This window comes from Microbacterium sp. F2, from assembly GCF_052274505.1.
Classification (GTDB): domain Bacteria; phylum Actinomycetota; class Actinomycetes; order Actinomycetales; family Microbacteriaceae; genus Microbacterium.
In genome coordinates, this window is sequence record NZ_JBNVBV010000009.1 from 1 (window position 1) to 19250 (window position 19250).

Here is a 19250-nt window from a genome sequence, read left to right on the forward strand (position 1 = left end):
TCCTTTGTTCACCGACGGCGGGTTCCGTCGGATGGAATCCCACTCTACCTAGCAGAGTCTGTGCAGAACAACAGTCCTGCTCGATCCCATCAGAAAGGGTCATTCGTACTCGTCGAGCTTCCGGAGGACGGTCTATCCGAGCGGCGTCTCACGGAGGTCCTGCAGCATGATCGCCCGGTTCAGGGGCGAGATGCATTGCGGGACCTCTCTGGCCAGCGTGACCGCCACTGCGCCGAGCGGGGTGCCGGATCCATGTGAGTCGCGTCGACACGAATCCGGAGATTGTGCCGGCGCCCAGCACGATGAGGGAGTTGACGATCATCCTGACGATGATCTGAACTCCGCCGAGAACGAATCCCTGAGCGGTCGTGTTTCCCTGCCCGTGATCTATGAACTGCGGGATGATCGCGAGTTACATGACAGCGGCCTTGGGGTTGAGCAGGTTGGTGACGAGCCCCATCCGGAACAGCTTCGACCGGGAGTCGCGCGCGTGGGATTGTGTCTCGAATAGCCCGTTGCCGCCGGGGCGCAGGGTTGCGGACGCCAGCCACGCGAGATAGAGCACTCCAGCGGCTGTCCCGGTCCAGCTCACCTTGACAGGGCTCTCAGGGGTGAGTGCTCGACCGGACGATCCCCCGCGGACTCGCCATGGAGCCACGGCCAAGGAATGCGGAGATCGAGGACGCCGGTCGCGCTGAGCAACACCGGGATGAGGAGAAGAGTGAGCCGCCCCGTCGGCGATCGCCCTCGCCTCTGAACGGCGCGGCTGCTCACTCGTTAACACACTCTAGGTCGATCTGCCTGCCGCAAGCGGGCATCTGAGTTGAGTCGGACCAACTGTAGGAAAATGCCATTTCGCGTGGAATCCTGGCCCTGAAACCGTTGCCAACTACCGTGGAATCGCGAGGGGTTCATGCCATCTCGAGCGGGAACCCACAGTAGTAGTTGCCAGGCCGACCACTCCCGAGTCGGATCCGGTATGTCGCGCCGACGATGCGCCGGGCAGCCCAATCGTCCGACACGAGCAGGACCTTTCGGCACGGCGTGGCCGGGGGCAGGAGTTCGCGGCGGTGAAGGAGCGTCAGCTGGTCGGTGTCTGAGCCTGTTCATAGCCTAGAATGGGTGCCCACGGTAGGCTTTTGGTGATGACCCCGACGACTCGAACTCAGCGCGCAGCCGTGCTGAGCGAGCGTCTTCTGATAACGAGGATCGTTACTGCTCTCGGCCTGGCGCTCCTGCTGATGTTGGGCATCGCCGCTGCTGGACACCTCGAGACCGATGGCACCACGCCGGTGCCGCTGGGAATGTCCGCACTCGTGGACCCGCACGTCGAGCCGCTGAGTGGCGGCGCCACCGATGCACGCGACGGCAGAGAACAGCAGACGGTGGTTGGCGAATCCTCGGGGGCCAGCGCGCTGATGGGGGCAGCGCTGTGTGTTCTGGGGATGCTGTGCGGGCTGGTGCTCGCGGTGCTGACTTACCGGCTGTGGCGCAGCCGCGTCCTCCCTGATCGTGGGATCTGGCCGCGGGTACTCTCGCTCTTTCCCCACCCGTCGACGATTTCGCGGGTGAGCATCCTTTCGCTGACGCAGTTGAGCATCTCCCGAACCTGACATTCGGCGTGCCGTCCTTCCGGGACGGCGATTCGCCCCGGGCTCACGCCCGGGTTCTGTCATGTGTCGTGTCTTGGTTTGGAGTACTCGAATGAAAACCCCTGTGAAGGCGACGTTGGTCACTCTGGCTGTGGTCGTCGTGATGGTGCTGGTCGCGATCATCTATGCGCTGGTCAGTCAGAACCCCACCCCGCCTCCCGGCGAAGGAAGCAGCACCGGCACCTCCGTGGTGGGAGAGAGCTCGCACGTTCTGGACGACGGTGGTCCGGATGCGGTGACGGTGGTGGAGTTCCTGGACTTCGAGTGTGAAGCGTGCGGCGCGTTCTACCCGATCGTCGAGGATATCCGGGAGAGGTACGCCGGCCAGATCACCTACGTGGTGCGATACTTCCCGCTGCCCGGTCATTTCAACTCGAAGAACGCGGCGATCGCCGCGGAGGCGGCCGCACAGCAGGACCGATTCGAGGACATGTATCACCGACTGTTCGAGACACAGGCGGAGTGGGGTGAGGCGCAGGAGTCTCGTGCCGAGCTGTTCCGCGGCTTCGCCGAACAGCTCGGATTGGACATGACCGCCTATGATGCGGCCGTTGCCGATCCCGCCACCACCGAACGCGTGGAGCTCGATTTCAACGAGGGACGCGCTCTGGGGGTCGGCAGCACGCCGACGTTCTTCGTCGGCGGGGAGAAGCTCGAGCTGCAGACGCTGAACGACCTCGAAGACGCAATCGCGGCTGCCCTCTCCGGTGGTCGGTGATGCAGACGAGCCTGTCGCACCGACGAGTGATCATCGTCGGAGCCGGGCAGTCCGGACTGGCAGTTGCCGCAGCGTTGAATGCCAAGGGCCTGCGCCCGCAGCAGGATTTCGTCGTGATCGACGCGGCTCGCAAGGGGCAGCGCAGCTGGGCATCTCGATGGCATTCGATGGAGCTGCTCAGCGACGCCCGGCATAGCGTGATCCCGCCTCGAGGGCTCCCCGGCGATCAGCGTCGGCGTCCCCGCGCTGACGAGATCGTCGACTATCTGGCCTTCGTCGAGGGGGGACTTCGTGTCGAGACGGTCTGGGGGGTCCGCGCCACCGGAGTAGAGCGTCCCGGCACCGGAACCACTCTGCTGCTGTCCACGACCGCAGGGGACGTACAGACCCGCAACGTCGTGTGCGCGACCGCCGCGGCAGCGTATCCGCGTGTGCCGGAGTGGGCTGCGACCCTGAGCGTTCCAGGCGTCGTGATGCACAGCAGCGACTACCTGTACCCAAACCAGATCGAGCCGGGACATGTGCTCGTCGTCGGAGGCGGCAACAGCGGGGTGCAGCTGGCACGTGAGCTGACCACTTCTCACACGATCACCTTGTCTATACGCACCCCGCGGGGGCACCGGCCGAGCGGCAGCTACCCGTCAGCTGCCGGACAGGCAGTCTCGTGGCTCACCCGCAGGCGGCATCCCGAACCGGTGTTCGGCGACAGCTACGAGCGGCTGCGCCGCGCCGGGGTCTCCATCGTTCCCGCGGCGACTGCCGCAGACGGCGGCGTGGTGACGCTCGCTGATGGCAGTGAGCTCTCACCGGACTCCGTGATCTTCGCCACCGGCTACGCACCGGGTGATGACTGGCTGCCGGATGCCGCGCACGCCGAGCGGGGAGCCCGTACCCGGACCGGGATCCCGGGACTGTTCGTCGCCGGTATGCCGCAGTACAGCGGCCGCGGTGCGGACACCATCACCGGGGTCTGGCGAGACGCCACCACAATCGCCCATCACATCATCAACCGTCCCTGAAAGCCACGCCATGTCATCCTCCCCGCCCACCGAGGCCGCCCCGATGCTGCTCAGATGTCGTCCTGTCGCATTCGTCGCCCTGGGGGTGAGCCTGCTGCTGGCAGCTGGCATGGTGCTCTCGACCGCATCATCCGCGGCCGCACATGACAGCATCGTCTCGGCCACCCCCGATGCTGACGCGACCATCGGCGTGGCGCCGCAGGAGATCTCGCTCACCCTCGAATCGGCCGCGGTTCCCGAGAGTGCCCCCACTCCCGAGCCCACCGCCACGAAGCAGGCGCTTGAGCCATCTCCTATCCGTTCCACCGCCGAATCCACGGACGACGGCTACGGCGGTCAGGCCTCCGGCGGGGGAGAGCTCTTTCCCGTGCTTGCTGTCATCAGCGGCGTGGTCATCATCGGCGGCGCACTGATCGTGGTGCTCATGGTGGCCTGGGAACGCCGCCGCCGCGACCGCGCCGCGACAGAAGCGACCCGGGCACAGCCCTCGACGGAGGAGAAGACCGATGGCTCGTAACAGCGGCACCCGACTCGCGGTCGCCTGCATGATCGCCGCGGTGGTCGTGGTGATCGACCAGGCCACCAAGGCGGCGGCGGTGTCGGGGCTGAGCACCCAGCAGCGCATCCCCCTGCTGGGTGACCTGCTCGGACTGCAGCTCGCGTTCAACCCCGGTGCGATCCTCTCCCTGGGCGCTGGCTTCACCGGGCTGCTGACGCTCGTCGGGGTGGCTGCCGTGGTGCTGCTGGTGATCGCCGTCGTCCGAGCTCGCACCGTGTGGTGGGCTGTGGGACTCGGGTTGATCCTCGGCGGTGCGATCGGGAACCTCATCGACCGGCTGTTCTCTCCACCCGGGTTCGGCGTCGGGCACGTCACCGATTTCCTCGCCTACGGCACCTGGTTCATCGGCAACCTCGCCGACGTCGCGCTCGGCGCTGGCGTGATCCTCCTCGCCAGCGTTCTCTGGGCACACCGGGGAGCAGCCACCGCGCGCCGCGCCGAAGCGGCGACGAACGAGCCCGAGCCTGTCGCGGAGGCGCGGAGACCATGATGGCCAAGCAACGCATGCCGTCCGTCTATCAGCGCAATGCTTTCGCCCCGGGGCTGCTCGCAGCCGTCGTCCTGTTCCTGGCCCCGGCGCTGATGAGCGGAGACTGGTTCCTCCTGGTGCTGTTCGTCACCGCGATCCTCGCTGTCATCGTCGGCTGGTTCGCCGTACAGGCCAGGCAGTGGTGGTGGCTTCCGGCGTTCGCCGCGATAGCGGTGCTGTGGAACCCGCTATTCCCGTTTCCGTTCTCCGGGCCACTCTGGTCGTTCGCGCAACCGGCTGCCGCGGTGATCTTCCTGGTCGCCGGAGCGATGATCAAGGTGCGTCGCTCGTGACTCGCCGCCGCGTCTTCGCCGCCGTCTTCGCGCTGCTCGCGGTCAGCGTGGTGACTGGCTGTGCGAGCAACGATTCGCTCGCCCAGCAGTATCGGGACGGGAACGAGAAGGGCTACATCGCCGGCGACTTCCAAGTGGTGCAGATCCTGGAGTCCGACCGCGGTGAACCGGTCGCTTTCGAGGGGCTCACCGAGACCGGCGAGAGAGTGACCAGCGACGACTACCGCGGCGGGGTGCTGGTGGTGAACTTCTGGTATGCCGCGTGCGGTCCGTGCATCGTCGAGGCGCCGCTGCTCGAAGAGGTCTGGCAGAGGTACCAGGACCAAGGCGTCGCATTCCTCGGCGTCAACACCTACGACCAGCCCGCCACCGCCCTGTCTTTCGCTCGCGACAACAACGTCACGTACCCGAGCGTGATCGACGTCAACGACGGCAAGGTCAAGCTAGCGTTCGCGCAGGTCACCCCGATCCAGGCCACCCCCACCACGCTGGTGCTCGACCGGGACGGGAGAGTCGCTGCCCGGGTCATCGGCCAGCTGGCCAGCGCCTCCATCCTGGCCACCCTGGTCGCCGACACCCTCGCCGAGGAGAATCCGTGATCAACCCCGGGCCTCTGGTCGTCGACGGTGCTCTGTGGATCGCGATCCCGATCGCGGCCCTCGCAGGCCTGGTCTCGTTCATCTCCCCTTGCGTGCTGCCTCTGGTGCCCGGCTACCTCGGCTACCTCGGCGGCGCCGCCGGCAGCAACCCGGGTGCCGCCGGGACCGGGTCGACGGTAAGGGCGGAGCGCACCCGCCTGCTGCTCGGCGTGGGCCTGTTCATCGCCGGGTTCACGGTGGTCTTCGTCACCGTGACGATCCTGGGCGGCACGTTCGGGCTCCTGCTGCTGCAGTACGCCAACATCCTCACCCGACTCCTGGGGGCGGTTGTGATCGTCCTCGGCCTGGTGTTCATCGGGTTCTTCGGTATCGCCCAACGTAGCCTCCGTCCTCGGATCCAGAGCCGCGCCGGCCTGATCGGCGCCCCGCTTCTCGGGTTTGCGCTCGGAGTGGGGTGGACCCCCTGTATCGGTCCGACGCTCGCGGCGATCCTGTCGATGTCATGGAACCTCGGCGATCCCACCCGAGCCGGCCTGCTTGGTCTTGCCTACTCGCTCGGGCTGGGTCTCCCGTTCCTCCTGCTCGCTATGGGCTGGGGGTGGGCTTCGCGCTCGGTGTCGCTTCTGCGTCGCCACATCCGCGCCCTGAACATCATCGGTGGCGTCCTGCTGGTGTTGCTCGGGGTTCTCATGGTGACCGGGTTGTGGACCATGCTGATGTCCGCTCTGCAGCAGGTGGTGATCAATGTCCCCGTCCCGCTCTGAGACCGGCACGGTTGTCGACCCGCTGCGCCCCGCTGATCACCGCGACTCCGACGCCCCGTCCGAGATCAACGGTCCTGCCCTCGGTGTGGGCGGCTGGGCCCGGTGGGCGTGGAGGCAGCTGACCAGCATGCGCACCGCCCTGGTGCTGCTGCTGTTCCTCGCGATCGCCGCCGTCCCCGGGTCGCTGTTCCCGCAGCGCACCGCCGACCCCAACGGGGTCACCCAGTGGCAGCGCGACAACCCTGACGTGTTCCCCCTTGCCGACGCGGTCGGCCTGTTCGATGTGTACTCGTCCCCCTGGTTCTCCGCGATCTACCTGCTGCTGTTCGCATCCCTCATCGGCTGCGTCATCCCCCGGGCCAAGCACCACTACAAGGCGCTCCGGTCCGTGCCGCCGCGCACTCCCGCACGACTGTCCCGCCTGGTCGACTATCAGGAGACGATGATCGCGACCGACGATGCCACTGCGGATCCGGCCGGGGATGCGGTACGGCTAGCGCAGCACCAGCTGCGTCGAGCCGGTTACCGAGTCCACCGTTACGACGAGCCGGGGTGGGCGTCGGTCTCGGCCGAGAGGGGGTATCTGCGGGAGACCGGCAATCTGGTCTTCCACATCGCGCTGGTCGGGGTGCTCGTCTCGGTCGCGATCGGCGGCGGGTTCGCCTACACCGGCCAGCGGGTCGTGGTGGAGGGCACGACGTTCGTCAACGCGCTCAGCGACTATTCCTCCTTCAACCCCGGCCGCTTCATCGACGGCACCCGCTTGGCCCCGTACTCGATCACCCTCGACGACTTCCGGGTCTCTTATCAGCTGCCCGGCATGCCCGGTGCCGGGCAAGCGGGTGACTTCTCCGCCGACGTCACGATCCGCAGTTCCGGTCGGGACGACCGGACCGAGAGCGTGATCGTGAACTATCCGATCACCGTCGCCGGTGACCGCATCTACCTGCTCGGCAACGGCTACGCTCCCACCCTCACCGTCCGTGACGCCGCAGGAGAGGTCGTGTGGAGCGAATCGCAGCCGTTCCTGCCGCAGGACTCGAACATGACATCGCTCGGGATCATCAAGATTCCGGACGGGCTTCCCGAGCAGCTTGGGCTGGTCGGCTTCTTCTACCCCACTCAGGGTGTGCTTCCCTCCGGAGCGTTCACTTCCGTTTACCCGGACGTGGTCAACCCGGTGCTCACTCTCAACGTGTTCAGCGGAGACCTCGGCATCGATGACGGCACACCCCGGTCGGTGTACACCCTCGAGGTCGACGGACTCACCCAGCACACCGGCGGCGACACGGGGCTGGACTCCCTCGAGCTCACCCCCGGCGCCACCGTCAACCTGCCCAACGGGTGGGGCACGATCACCTGGGAGGCAGCGTCCGAGCAGGAGCCGGTGAAGCGGTTCGCGTCACTGCAGATCCAGCACGATCCCACCAGCGGATGGGTGCTCGCCTTTGCGATTCTCGCCATGGCGGGACTGTTCGCCGCTCTGTTCGTGCCCCGCCGACGCATCTGGGTCAAAGCCCGAACCGTCCCCGCGGGCGTACACGTCGAATACGCGGGCCTCGCCCGCGGCGAAGACCCCACGCTCCACACGGCCGTCCGTGATATCGCGAACGACCACGCCGCCGCTCTGAACCGCGCGCGCGGCGCGAACCCCGAAGGAGAGACCCGATGAAATGCCCCGTTGATGACACTCTGCTGCTGGTGAGCGAGCGCGCCGGCGTCGAGATCGACTACTGCCCCGGGTGTCGCGGCGTCTGGCTGGACCGCGGCGAACTGGACAAGATCCTCGACCGGGCCACCGACACCCGTGCCCCGCGATATCCGGAACCCGGTACCCGTGATGTCCGCCACGACAGGGGCGACTCGCACCAGGGCCGGAACGGGCGTCGTCGCCGCGACGGGCTCCTGGGAGAGCTGTTCGACTTCTGATCGCCTGACCAGACATGACATCGTGAACGACTGGATCCCTGGCACGCCGCCGACTTTGCTTAGCTTGCTCAGCCCCGCGCCGTTGCCGTTCCCGCTGCTGCCGCTGGTCGCCGCCGTGCTTGCTGCCGCCTACCTCGCCGGCGCGATCCGACTGTGGATCGGCCGGCGGCGGTGGCCGGTGTGGCGCACGGTCAGCTTCTTGCTCGGTTGCGTTGCTCTGGCTGCGGTCACCGGTCTGGGTGTGGAGGCATATGGGTACGCACTGTTCTCGGTGTTCATGTTTCAGCAGCTGACCCTCATGATGGCCATCCCCCCGCTGCTGGTGCTCGGATCCCCGGGCACACTCCTGCTTCGAGCCACACCCCACCACGGGCTCGGCCGGCTCATGCTCCGCATAGCACACGCGGGACTGCGCAGCCGCGTCGCGCGGTGGGCACTGAGCCCCTGGGTGGCGCTTCCGCTGTACCTGTTCGCGTTCTACGGGCTGTACCTCGCCGATGCCGCCGACCGCATCCTCCAAGCACCCGGGGGACACGTGGGCCTCGAGGTCGGGTTCCTGGTGGCCGGGATCCTGTTCACCATCCCGGTGCTCTCCGCCGACCCACTGCCGGTGCGACTCAGCCATGGCGGTCGCGCGCTGGACGTGTTCGCCGAGGCCGCCCTGCATGCGTTCTTCGGGGTGTTCCTGATGGTGGCGACCACTCTGCTCGTCGACGCGTTCGCCGCGCCCACGCTGGCGCTGGGCATCGATCCGATCGAGGACCAGCGTCTCGCCGGCGGCCTGGCCTGGTCATACGGAGAAGCGCCGACCCTGCTGATGCTGATCTTCGTCATGCACCGCTGGTTCCGCGATGACACCGCCCGGGATGCCGCTGCCGCCCGCTACGCCGACACCCATGGCGACCCCGAACTCGACGCCTACAACGCCTACCTCGACACGCTTCGTCAAAAGGACAGCAGCTGATGGCCACGACCACTCTCGCCACCGCGTTTCCGCCGGAAACGACCACCGCGCCCCCTCTGGGTCGCACGGCACGGCTGCCATTGTGGGCAGCGATTGCGGTGGCTGGTGCTGGCGGGTTCGTGCTGGATCTGGCCACTCCGGCGATCGGGTGGTGGCCGTTGGCGCTGGTGGCAGTCACGATGTCCCTGGTTAGCCTGATCGGCCGCAGCGCCCTCACCGCATTCCTGGTCGGCACGGTTTTCGGCGTCGTGTTCTTCTTCACCCATCTGGTCTGGGTCGGGCAGTTCCTTGGCCCGGTGCCCTGGGTGGCTCTCGCCAGCCTGCAGGCCGTGCTGTTCGGTGCCGGGGCCATCCCGATCACCCTCGCCTACCGGTGGACGGAGCGGTATCGATCGCGTGGAGCTGTGCAGCTGATCGCCGTGCCGCTGCTGATCGGCGGGCTCTGGGCCACGCGTGAAGTCGTGATGGGGTCGTGGCCCTACGGTGGATTCCCCTGGCTGCGGATTGGTATGACACAGGTCGATGGCCCCCTGGTTCAGGCCGTCTCATGGACCGGAGTGACGGGACTGAGTCTGCTGGTCGTGGCCCTGTGCGCGGGCATTCTGCAATGGGTTCGCGCGGGCGGCATTCGGTTCTTGCGCGGGATCATCCCCGCCGCGATCCTTACACTCGTCCTCGTCGGAACCCCGCAATTTCCCACCACTGACGCTGGGACGCTTCGGGTCGGGTGGGTTCAGGGCAATGGCCCCGCCGGCTACTTCGACACCAAGGCACCCGGCGAAATGCTCGACGTGCAGGCAGCCGCCTCCCGACCGCTGCTCGGACAGCAGATGGACCTGCTGGTGTGGCCGGAAGGCAGCGTGGATGCTGACCCCCTGCGGACACCCACGGTCGCGACTCGGCTGGACCGTGTCGTGGCCGAGGCGGGGGCGCCACTGCTGATGAACGCGGCTACCACCCGCGGTGCGGACGTGTTCAACACGTCGCTGCTGTGGACAGCCGATGTCGATGCCCGCCAGTGGCACGACAAGGTGAACCCGGTTCCGTTCGGCGAATACGTCCCCGACCGTTGGCTGTATGAACGCATCGCCCCGGACCTCGTCGGGCTGATCCAGCGGGAGTACACCCCAGGCAGCAACCCGCCGATCGTCACCGTGAACGACGTCGGTGTCGGGCTGGCGATCTGCTTTGACGTCATCTACGACCAGGTGATCTGGGACGGTGCCCGCGCCGGCGCGGAACTCTACGTGTTCCAGACCAACAACGCCGACTTCCGAGGGACCGACGAGAACCTGCAACAGCTCGCCTTCGCGAGAATGCGCGCCATCGAAACCGGCCGGACTGTGGTCAACGTCTCCACCGTGGGCACCAGCGAAGTCATCGCGCCCGGCGGCGGCACGACCGACAGCGTCGGCGTCGACACCACGGCCGCGGAGATCAGCACGATTCCATTGCGCACCGGGCTCACCGCAGCCGTGTTCATCGGGCCGTGGCTGACCGGGTTGGTCCCCGTCCTCGCGGCCATCACCCTCATCGGGCTCGGGATCCAGGACCGCGTCCGGCCCCTCATCCCGCGTAAGCACGCCGAACCACGGAGGTCGACACCGCTATGAGAGCACCAAGACCCGTCGCGGAGGCCTGGTCCAGCCCGCCAGGTGGAGAACCGTCGAGCGACCAGCCTCGCGCGTTCCCCACACGTCGCAGTCTCCGGCAAGAAGGCTCCCCGTCGCGCACGATCGTGGACCCCACCCCGCGGCCGGCCGTCGCGGCAGCGCCATCGCGCGGTCCCCGGACGATGCATCCGGTGCGGAGACTGACTGCGCTCGCGATTGTCAGCGGACTGATCACGACCGTGGCGTTGCCCGCATACGGCGCCTGGCGGTCTACAGACCCCCTGCCACCGACAATGCAGCGGGTCGCCTCGGAAGACGCGCAGTCTCTCATCGTGGCGTCCGACGCGACGCAGACACAGCTCACGCGCGACAGCTACTCGGCTACGACCCCGGAGGAGATCGACCGGAGGGAGGCGGCGGAGGCCGCCGCGTCTCGTGCTCGCGCTTCGGAGCGCGTGGCGTTGGTGCCGTTCGACTACAGCATGGTCACCCCCGGCAGCGGCATCGTGCGGTGGCCGGTAGGCGGCCCGTTCACCGTGACCGACCGGTTCGGCGACCGCGGCGGTGCGCATATGGGCACCGACATGGCCGCCGCCGGTGGCACCCCGGTCTACGCGTCCCTAGGCGGTGTCGTCAGCGTCTCGCAGGACGGCTATGGCGCCTACGGCGTCACCGTCATGATCGAGTCCGTCCTGAACGGTCAGCGCGTCCGCACCGTCTACCCACATATGCAGACCGGGAGCCGACTGGTCTCTGTCGGCCAGACCGTCACTGCCGGTCAGACGGTCGGACTGGTCGGAACCACGGGACGCTCCACCGGCAACCATCTGCACTTCGAGGTGTACATCGACGAAACCGCCGTCGACTCACTGATCTGGCTGCAAGCGAACGCCGGCTGAGGCCCAAACCCCTGACAAAGAAGGCACCCACATCATGACCGGATCATCTGCGCTCACGCTCGATGGCATCTCACTGTTGCTGGTCTGGACCGCGATCGCCACCTACGTCCTCGCGTTCATCGCGTACACCATCGACCTCGCTCGTCGCTCCGTTCCCGTTGCCGTGCCGCTGAGGGACTCGGCGCTGGTCGGAGCAGCGACGGCACCCGCGGTCACAGATGCCTGGCAGGAACGGCGCCCGGTGACCCCGGAGCCGGCACGTTCTCAACCGAGGCCGCTGTGGGCACGGCTCGGAACGGCGCTGACAATGCTCGGTTTCCTGTTCCACCTGGCCGGCACAGTCCTGCGAGGGATCGCGGCCGGACGGGTGCCGTGGGCCAACATGTACGAGTTCGCGCTCACCGGAACCGTCCTGATCGTCGCGGTGTACCTGCTTGTGTTGCGCCGCTACGACCTCCGCTTCCTCGGCGCGTTCCTCATCGGGATGGTGGTGCTGCTGCTGGGTGGCGCCACCATCACCTTCTACGTCGACGTCGTCCCACTCATGGACCCGCTCAAAAGTGTGTGGCTGGTCATCCACGTCTTCGTCGCATCCCTTGCCACCGCACTGTTCGCGATCGCCTGCGGCCTGTCGGTCACCCAGCTCCTGCAAGCCCGCCGCGAACGCCTCACGGCAGCCGCCCCTGCGGATGGCGCGCCACGCAGCGGACCGCGGTTCCTGACCACGCTGCCGCCCTCGGGAGCGCTCGAGTCCCTCGCGTACCGGTTCGTGATCGTCGGTTTCGTGTTCTGGACTTTCACACTGGTTGCCGGCGCGATCTGGGCCAATGACTCCTGGGGAAGGTACTGGGGGTTCGACACCAAGGAGGTCTGGACCTTCGTGATCTGGGTGCTCTATGCCGGCTACATCCATGCCCGCGCCACACGGGGGTGGCGAGGTGCCCGCTCCGCGTGGCTGTGCATCGTCGGCTTCCTCGCGGTGCTCTTCAACTTCACGGTTGTCAACATGTTCTTCAAAGGACTTCACGCCTACTCCGGCCTGAGCTGACCCCAGGCGCACCGCACGGGTCGAGCGCTCGACCCGCAGGTCACAGGGCGGGCTTGTCCTCGTGGTCGATGCCGTGGTGTTCCTTACCGCGCTCGAAGGCGAGGAGCCGGAGGGCGTTGCCGACCACGATCAGGGTGGATCCCTCGTGGATGAGGACGACGGCGCCGATGTTCAGGCCGACGAAGGTGGCGATGATGAGGAAGACGACGACGGCGAGGCTGGCGATCAGGTTCTGGCGGATGATCCGGCTGGTGGCACGGCTGAGCCGCACGGCGAACGGCACGCGCCCGAGGTCGTCGCTCATCAGGGCGATGTCGCAGGTCTCGAGCGCGACGGTGGAGCCGGCGGCGCCCATCGCGATGCCGATATCGGCGCGCGCCATCGCTGGGGCGTCGTTCACCCCGTCGCCGACCATGGCGATCGGGCGGTGGGACTGGGCGAGGCGGGTGATCTCGGCGACCTTGTCCTCGGGCAGCAGCTCTCCGATGGCCGTGTCGACTCCGACTTCACGCCCGACGGCGTCAGCGACCCGCTGATTGTCGCCCGAGATCATCACGAGCCGCCCGACGTTCGTGCCGCGCAGCGCGGCGAGCACCTGGGCCGACTCCGCGCGGGAGGCGTCCATGACGCCGACGAGACCGAGGAACCGGTCGCCGCGCCGCACGATCATCAGCGTCTGCCCGGAGTCGCGGGCATGTCCGTACGCCGCGTCGAGCGCAGGAGGGAGGGTGATCTGCTGCTCGTCGAACATGCGGAGGTTGCCGACCTCCACCGTCTCACCGTCGATCGTGGCGCGCACACCGCGGCCGATGACCGCGTTCAGATCTGTGGCGTCGACCCGCTCGGATTCGGAGATGCGGTCGGCGAGATCGCGGACGATCGCTGTGGCAAGAGGGTGATCGCTGAGGGCTTCCACCGCGACCAGTGTCGGGATCAGCAGCGCTCCGTCGTCGCCGTCGACCGGGATGACGGAGGTGACGCGGGGAAGGCCCCAGGTGAGCGTGCCGGTCTTGTCGAATGCCATCGCCTTGACCCGGCCGAGGGTCTCCAGGGGCGCGCCTCCCTTGACGAGCACGCCGGCGCGAGCGGCGCGGGCAACCCCCGCGAGTACGGCTGCGGGGGTGGCGATCGCGAGAGCGCAGGGACTTGCGGCGACGAGCACGGTCATGGAGAGATAGAACGCGTCGCTGAACTGCTGCCCGAACCCGAACATCGCCACCAGCAAGGTGGCCGCGACGCCGATGATCACGGCGGGCACGTACCAGCGCTGGAACCGGTCGATGAACTGCTGGGTCGGGGATGTGGCTTGGTCGGCGGTCCGGACGAGCTCGACGACTTTGCTCAGGGTCGAGTCGGCCGCCGTGGCGGTGACCTCGACCTCGAGCACTCCTGATCCGTTGACGGTTCCTGCGAAGACTCGGTTTGCGGCCGGCAGGGTGTCTATGGTGCGCATCGCACGCTCGGGATCGGTGACGGGTTCCTTCTCCACGGGGATGGACTCGCCGGTGACCGCCGACTGGTCGACGGCAGAGACGCCCGAGATCACGAAGCCGTCCGAGGGGATTCGTGAGTTCGGGCGAATCACGATGATGTCCGCGACCGCGATCTGCTCGACCGGCACCTCCACCGGCTCCCCGCCGTCGCGGCGGACCAGCGCCGTGCGAGGAGCGAGCTCCGCGAGGGCCTCGATGGACTTGCTCGCCCGGCTCAGGGCGTACTCTTCCAGGGCGTGTCCCAGGCTGAACAGGAACAGCAGCACCGCTCCCTCGGCCCATTTTCCGATCAGTGCGGCGCCGATCGCGGCCACGAGCATGAGGAAATCGACCTCGAACTTGCCTCGCAACGTCGAGGTGATCGCCGACCGGAAGGTGAAGAACCCGCCGAAGAAGTAGGTGGCGAGGAAGAACGCCAGCGGCATCCCGAGCAAGGGCATCCCCAACGCGAACTCCGTGATCATCCCGGCCGCGTACGTCACGCCGGACGCGATCGCAAACCACAGCTCCCACCGTGTCGAGCCATGCGCATGCTCATGTGCGTCTGTGGAAGGTGCTGCAGTTCGAGAGGTGCCTGTCATGCGTTCACCATACATCACAACATCATGATATGTTGTAAATGTGTATGATTATCGTATTCGGCGGGGGCAGAATGGTGTCCATGACTGATGAGATCCTGCACGAAGCGGATGGCGTGCTGTCAGTTGCGGACGCCGAGCGACTCTCGGAGATCATGCAGGCTCTCGCCTCACCCGTGCGATTGCGTATCCTGAGCGTGCTGCGCGCCCGGCCGAGCACAGTCACCGAGCTCAGCGAAGAACTGGGGTCGGGACAGACCACCGTATCCAACCACCTGCGGCTGCTGCGACACCTCAGCCTCGTGGAGGGAAGCCGGGACGGACGCCACGTGCACTACGTGTTGTACGACGAGCATGTTGCAGAACTTCTGGATGAGGCCGTGGGCCATTTGTCTCACCTCGCCTCCGAATCCAAGCGGGGTTAGCGGGGCGGGTTCAGAATCCGTGCATAGGCAACGGCCGGATTGGCTATCAGTGGCACGACATGGAAAGGAACCCGGTGAGCGCGAGCGGTTCACGTCGATCCGACCGGCGGAAGTGGACATCTGCTGAATACGCCTACGTGGCCTTGGGATTGAACGGCCTTTGTCTGCTGATCTTGTTCTCGAACCTGCTCGCAGGCAACTCCTGGTGGCAGGTCGCAGTTCCGCTTGCCGCGGTGTGTCTCGTTCTCGGTGCCGTGTCAGGGTTCCAGACGAGGCGATTGAGGATGAGAGAGCGTCAGGGACGTGACTGAGACCTAGGAAGGCCTGGCCTCCGGTTGCAGGAGTTCGCCGCCGTGCGAACCGCCGGACCTCCCTTCCAGTGTATCGAATCGATTCGATACACTGGATCATGGTGCCCTCAACGACACCGTCTTCCCATCTTCGACGCACGACTCGAGGGCACGAATGGCGCGCAGCCTGATCACCGGACACCCCTGGCGGGTGATCCTTCTGTTCTCCGTACCGTTGCTGATCGGCAACGTCGTGCAGCAGCTCTACCAGTTTGTGGACGCGATCGTTGTCGGTCGCCAGCTCGGCGTGGATGCGCTCGCGGCAGTTGGCGCGACGGGCAGCCTGCTGTTCCTCTTGCTCGGCTTTGCCTGGGGAATGACGACGGGCTTCGCGATCCCGACGGCGCAGGCCTTCGGCGCGCATGACGCCGCAGGGGTGCGCCGGTCGGTAGCTGTCGGGACGGTGCTCACGGCCGCAGCATCCGTGGTCCTGACCGTTATCGCGCCGCTGGTCGCCGAACCGCTCCTCGTGCTGATGCAGACGCCCCCAGCTCTGATTCCCCAAGCGGCGGTGTTCGCGCAGGTGAGCTTCCTGGGCTCGGGCGCGATCATGTTCTTCAACTACCTCTCGGCGATCATCCGGGCGATCGGCGATTCGCGCACTCCCTTGGTGTTCTTGAGCATCGCTTGTGCGCTCAACGTCGCCTTCGTCATCGTCACGGTCGGACCCCTCCAGTGGGGTGTCGCCGGAGCCGCGGCATCCACCGTCATCGCCCAGGCTCTCTCGGTGATCTGGTGCCTGGACTACGTGCGTCGGCGGGTTCCCGCCCTCCATGTGCACCGCGCCGACTGGCGACTTCGACGCGCGGAGGTGATCGACCACCTGCGGCTCGGTTTGCCGATGGGCTTCCAGGCGTCGATCATCGCGATCGGCACCCTGACGGTGCAGGTGCGGCTGAACGAGCTTGGCACCGCCGAGGTCGCCGCCTACACCGCGGCTTCTCGGGTTGACGGGCTTGCTGTAGCCCTCCTCCAGTCGCTGGGGCTTGCGGTGTCGATGTACGTCGCCCAGAACTTCGGCGCGCGGCGACCCGATCGCATCCTGCGCGGCGTCAGGCAATCCCTGCTGATCTCGACGATCGCCGCTCTCGTGATCGGTCTCGTTCTCGTCGCCTTCGGCAGCCAGATCGTCGAGCTGTTTGTCGGTGGCGGGTCCGAGGATGTCGTCTCGATGGCGGCCGCGATGCTCGTCATCAACGCCTTTAGCTACGCCGCACTCGGCATCCTGTTCGTGCTCCGCGGCGCCCTGCAAGGGCTGGGGCATGCCCTGATCCCGACCATCACCGGGATCGTGGAACTCGTCATGCGCGTGGGGGCTGCGATCGTGCTGGGCGCGATGTTCGGGTTCATCGGGGTTGTCTGGAGCAACCCGCTCGCCTGGATCGGTGCCACGCTCGTGCTCGTGCCCGCGTACCTTCACGCACGGCGCGCACTCCTGCGGATGCCGGTCTCGCCGCTCGCGCCGACACCGACCACGCCCATCCCGATCGTCGGACCGACAAACGGATCGCTGGCGGTCGACGCGATCGTGACTGCCCCGGTGCCGGTGGTCGTGCCCGAGCAGCGTCGGCGGCTGCTCGGGCGTCTTCCCTCGATACGCCCGCGTCGTCGGCGGATGCGTCGTTGACCACCGCTCGAGACTAGCCCCAGGTGCTAAGCGCGGCCGGCGTTCTTGCGCCGCCGGAGCTCGAACAGCTCGCCGGTCCGCACGATGCGCAGGAGCGTGACGAGCAAGACGCCGCCAGCCAGGTTCAGGAGGAGAACCGGCAGGAACCAGAGCAGCCAGTCGAGGTACGTGATCGGTGCTCCGCTGATGATCGCTCCGAAGGCGAACAGCGAGTCGAGGATCGAGTGGAACAGCTGGAAGCCGGCGAGGACGAAGCCGCCTGCCACGGCCGCCGCGATCTTCGCGGGCACGGATTCGGTGCCCGTCTGCATCCGCGTCATAAGAGTGATGACGGCACCGCCGAGAATTGCGAGGGCCGCAAACTCGAGGGTGAGAGGCGCCTCGATGAAGTGTTCGGCGGTCTCGGCGAGGACCGGGTGCCAGTCAGGAAAGGCGAGAACGATGATCGCCATGATCAGCCAGCCGCCGAGCAGATTGGATAGCAGCGTGCCTCCCCAGAGCTTGGCCAGGTCGAGCCATGTGCCTTCCCGCGCCACGAGCGCGGCGATCGGCAGCAGGAAGTTCTCGGTGAACAGCTCGCTGTGGGCGAGCAGGAGCGCGATCAGACCGATGCTGAATCCGAGGCCCGCGAGAAGCTGATCACCCGTCTGGTACAGGATGCCGAGGTAGACCAGCACCCCGATGCCGACTTCGACACCGCCCAGAAAGCCCGTGACCAGAGTCGCGCGAAGCGTACGGTGGAGCCGCTCGGCACCCTCGCCGACGACCTCTTCAAACTCGATCTCGATCTCTTCCTCGACGGCCTCGTCATTGGGGCCGTCCTGGCGCCGCTGCTCTGCCCGTGCTTCGCGCGAATCGCTCATCGTGCCATCCTCGCAGCCGGGAGCGCCATCGGGGCGGCTACGTCGAAAACCCCAGCTCCCAGCCCCTTCCCAGAAACAGGAACTGCGATTCCGGTATCGTCGCGCGTAACCAAGGGGAGTACTCCACCACGGTCGGCTCGTCATTACGGACGCTCTCGCGTCCCGGGTCACCGGTTCTCAGCAACGGGGATGGAGAAGACCTTGGCGTAGATCTGATCATCAACGCCAAGGCAGGAGTCCCTTGTGAACGTCACCCTGACGCTCTGGCTCATCACGATCGCGGTCACGATCGCGTTCTTCGTGTACGAGTTCTACGCGCACGTCCGCAAGCCCCACGAGCCGACCCTGGGCGAATCCGCCCGATGGTCGGCCTTCTACATCGGCCTCGCGCTGCTGTTCGGCGTCGGAATCGGGCTCGTCTCGGGGTGGGACTTCGGCGGCGAGTACTTCGCCGGCTACCTCACCGAGAAGGCTCTGTCAGTCGATAACCTGTTCGTCTTCCTCATCGTCATGACGGGGTTCGCGGTGCCGAAGATCTACCAGCAGAAAGTGCTGATGATCGGCATCGTCATCGCGCTCATCACGCGCGGCATCTTCATCGCGGTGGGCGCCGCCCTGATCGAGAACTTCTCGTGGATCTTCTGGGTCTTCGGCGCGCTGCTCCTCTACCTCGCCTACCGCCAAGCGTTCACCCACGGTGAGTCCGACCCGGCCAATGGCCGGTTCATGCGCTTCATGCGACGCATCCTGCCGGTGAGCAACGAATACAACGGCGACAAGCTGACGGTGAAGAAGGACGGACGCCGCTTCGTCACCCCGATGCTCCTCGTCATCATCGCCATCGGCTTCGTCGACCTCATCTTCGCCGTCGACTCGATCCCCGCGATCTACGGGCTCACGCAAGAGGCCTACATCGTTTTCACCGCGAACGCCTTTGCCCTGATGGGCCTGCGCCAGCTCTACTTCCTGATCGGCGGTCTCCTCGAGCGCCTGGTCTACCTCGCCCAGGGGCTCGCGGTCATCCTCGCCTTCATCGGCGTCAAGCTCCTCATCCACGCCCTGCACAAGAACGAGTTGCCGTTCCTCAACGGCGGCGAGCCGATCACGGTGATCCCCGAGATCCCGATCTGGGTCTCGCTCCTGTTCATCGCGGGCACGATCGCTGTGGCCACGGTCGCGAGCCTCGCGAAGACCCGCAAGGATGCCAGAGCCGCTGTTGCCGGCGAGGCCGCCGAGACGGATGCCGACAGTGACGCATCCGTCGAAAGCCGCTGATGGGCGACCTGTGTTGGAACATCGCGCTGATAGTCGATCGGCTCTATGGGGCC

General features: G+C 66.6%; 20 protein-coding genes. 17 read left to right on the plus strand and 3 right to left on the minus strand.

Features of this window, described 5'->3' with window-relative positions:
• Positions 1 to 412 precede the first annotated feature (412 nt).
• Positions 413 to 592 (minus strand): LysE family transporter, encoded by a 180-nt coding sequence (locus tag ACQVDU_RS13575; RefSeq protein WP_005050722.1) that lies wholly within the window; start codon positions 590 to 592, stop codon positions 413 to 415.
• Between the two features lie 553 nt (positions 593 to 1145).
• Between ACQVDU_RS13575 and ACQVDU_RS13580 the strand changes: the two genes are divergently transcribed.
• The 14 genes from ACQVDU_RS13580 to ccsB all read left to right on the plus strand — a co-directional run bounded on the left by ACQVDU_RS13580 (position 1146) and on the right by ccsB (position 12586).
• Entirely contained in the window at positions 1146 to 1613 is a 468-nt protein-coding gene (locus ACQVDU_RS13580) for a hypothetical protein (RefSeq protein WP_228179434.1), read from the plus strand.
• Between the two features lie 91 nt (positions 1614 to 1704).
• Positions 1705 to 2370, plus strand: a complete 666-nt coding sequence (locus tag ACQVDU_RS13585; protein ID WP_443477415.1) for a DsbA family protein — start codon at positions 1705 to 1707, stop codon at positions 2368 to 2370.
• On the plus strand, positions 2370 to 3389 hold the full coding sequence (locus tag ACQVDU_RS13590; protein WP_363497891.1) for an NAD(P)-binding domain-containing protein: 1020 nt from the start codon (positions 2370 to 2372) through the stop codon (positions 3387 to 3389). The genes ACQVDU_RS13585 and ACQVDU_RS13590 overlap by 1 nt, the downstream gene beginning before the upstream one ends.
• 43 nt (positions 3390 to 3432) lie before the next feature.
• Complete coding sequence (locus ACQVDU_RS13595; protein WP_443477416.1) at positions 3433 to 3906, plus strand: hypothetical protein; 474 nt, start codon at positions 3433 to 3435, stop codon at positions 3904 to 3906.
• The gene (locus tag ACQVDU_RS13600; protein WP_292712518.1) at positions 3896 to 4438 is read left to right on the plus strand and encodes a signal peptidase II; all 543 of its coding nucleotides are present in this window, start codon (positions 3896 to 3898) and stop codon (positions 4436 to 4438) included. Before ACQVDU_RS13595 ends, ACQVDU_RS13600 begins: the two co-directional genes overlap by 11 nt.
• A complete protein-coding gene (locus ACQVDU_RS13605) occupies positions 4435 to 4770 on the plus strand; it encodes a DUF6804 family protein (RefSeq protein ID WP_228179429.1) in 336 nt (111 codons plus the stop codon). Before ACQVDU_RS13600 ends, ACQVDU_RS13605 begins: the two co-directional genes overlap by 4 nt.
• Positions 4767 to 5369 (plus strand): TlpA family protein disulfide reductase, encoded by a 603-nt coding sequence (locus tag ACQVDU_RS13610; protein ID WP_228179428.1) that lies wholly within the window; start codon positions 4767 to 4769, stop codon positions 5367 to 5369. Before ACQVDU_RS13605 ends, ACQVDU_RS13610 begins: the two co-directional genes overlap by 4 nt.
• Entirely contained in the window at positions 5369 to 6133 is a 765-nt protein-coding gene (locus ACQVDU_RS13615; RefSeq protein ID WP_228179442.1) for a cytochrome c biogenesis CcdA family protein, read from the plus strand. Before ACQVDU_RS13610 ends, ACQVDU_RS13615 begins: the two co-directional genes overlap by 1 nt.
• Positions 6114 to 7805: a cytochrome c biogenesis protein ResB gene (gene resB, locus ACQVDU_RS13620; RefSeq protein WP_363497878.1), complete on the plus strand. Its 1692-nt coding sequence runs from the start codon at positions 6114 to 6116 to the stop codon at positions 7803 to 7805. The genes ACQVDU_RS13615 and resB overlap by 20 nt, the downstream gene beginning before the upstream one ends.
• The gene (locus ACQVDU_RS13625) at positions 7802 to 8062 is read left to right on the plus strand and encodes a TFIIB-type zinc ribbon-containing protein (RefSeq protein WP_363497875.1); all 261 of its coding nucleotides are present in this window, start codon (positions 7802 to 7804) and stop codon (positions 8060 to 8062) included. The genes resB and ACQVDU_RS13625 overlap by 4 nt, the downstream gene beginning before the upstream one ends.
• A gap of 19 nt (positions 8063 to 8081) precedes the next feature.
• On the plus strand, positions 8082 to 9026 hold the full coding sequence (locus tag ACQVDU_RS13630; RefSeq protein WP_374198037.1) for a cytochrome c oxidase assembly protein: 945 nt from the start codon (positions 8082 to 8084) through the stop codon (positions 9024 to 9026).
• A complete protein-coding gene (lnt, locus tag ACQVDU_RS13635; protein ID WP_363497871.1) occupies positions 9026 to 10639 on the plus strand; it encodes an apolipoprotein N-acyltransferase in 1614 nt (537 codons plus the stop codon). The genes ACQVDU_RS13630 and lnt overlap by 1 nt, the downstream gene beginning before the upstream one ends.
• 191 nt (positions 10640 to 10830) lie before the next feature.
• Positions 10831 to 11538, plus strand: coding sequence for a M23 family metallopeptidase (locus ACQVDU_RS13640; protein ID WP_228179424.1), 708 nt, complete (start codon positions 10831 to 10833; stop codon positions 11536 to 11538).
• A gap of 34 nt (positions 11539 to 11572) precedes the next feature.
• Positions 11573 to 12586, plus strand: coding sequence for a c-type cytochrome biogenesis protein CcsB (gene ccsB / locus ACQVDU_RS13645; RefSeq protein WP_363497867.1), 1014 nt, complete (start codon positions 11573 to 11575; stop codon positions 12584 to 12586).
• 40 nt (positions 12587 to 12626) lie between these two features.
• Here the strand turns inward: ccsB and ACQVDU_RS13650 are convergent, their stop codons facing one another.
• Positions 12627 to 14660, minus strand: coding sequence for a heavy metal translocating P-type ATPase (locus ACQVDU_RS13650; protein ID WP_363497864.1), 2034 nt, complete (start codon positions 14658 to 14660; stop codon positions 12627 to 12629).
• An 80-nt stretch (positions 14661 to 14740) separates the two neighbouring features.
• Here ACQVDU_RS13650 and ACQVDU_RS13655 point away from each other — a divergent pair, with 80 nt between their 5' ends.
• Positions 14741 to 15082, plus strand: coding sequence for an ArsR/SmtB family transcription factor (locus ACQVDU_RS13655; protein ID WP_228179421.1), 342 nt, complete (start codon positions 14741 to 14743; stop codon positions 15080 to 15082).
• Between the two features lie 465 nt (positions 15083 to 15547).
• Positions 15548 to 17059 carry an MATE family efflux transporter gene (locus ACQVDU_RS13660; RefSeq protein WP_443477417.1) on the plus strand — a complete coding sequence of 504 codons (1512 nt, stop codon included), beginning with the start codon at positions 15548 to 15550 and terminating at the stop codon, positions 17057 to 17059.
• Positions 17060 to 17085: 26 nt separating this feature from the next.
• Here ACQVDU_RS13660 and ACQVDU_RS13665 read toward each other — a convergent pair whose 3' ends face one another.
• Positions 17086 to 17922 carry a formate/nitrite transporter family protein gene (locus ACQVDU_RS13665; RefSeq protein WP_228179419.1) on the minus strand — a complete coding sequence of 279 codons (837 nt, stop codon included), beginning with the start codon at positions 17920 to 17922 and terminating at the stop codon, positions 17086 to 17088.
• 243 nt (positions 17923 to 18165) lie between these two features.
• Between ACQVDU_RS13665 and ACQVDU_RS13670 the strand changes: the two genes are divergently transcribed.
• On the plus strand, positions 18166 to 19197 hold the full coding sequence (locus ACQVDU_RS13670) for a TerC family protein (protein ID WP_443477418.1): 1032 nt from the start codon (positions 18166 to 18168) through the stop codon (positions 19195 to 19197).
• Positions 19198 to 19250 lie beyond the last annotated feature (53 nt).